The organism is Oleiphilus sp. HI0079 (assembly GCF_001635105.1).
Genome location: NZ_LWFT01000888.1, coordinates 1 through 270, shown reverse-complemented (window position 1 = coordinate 270; position 270 = coordinate 1). Strand labels below are relative to the sequence as shown.

The 270-nt window shown below is 48.5% G+C and carries 1 protein-coding gene; it reads right to left on the bottom strand.

Annotated elements, in window-relative coordinates; genetic code table 11:
* The coding region (locus tag A3750_RS16410; protein WP_197475092.1) for a SprT-like domain-containing protein at positions 1 to 270 on the bottom strand (270 nt) is incomplete at both ends.

Genomic DNA, 270 nt, shown 5'->3' with positions numbered 1-270 from the left:
ATTGATCACTTTCTTGTGTCGTATTGATGTAAGCTCGTGTACTCGTCCACGGCAGGCACAACCATATTCATAGCGTTTCAAGCGCCGAGCCGGCTTCGTATCATATTGATGAGTCACTTCAGGTTTCTGTCGTAGCACCTCGCTCATTACCGACTGCCACTCTTTTCCATGCGGACGGACGTTGCGCCCGTACAACTGAAACACAATAAAATGTGCGACCTCATGCCCGATTGTCTCGGTAATAAAACGCTGACCATATGCTTCGAGCAT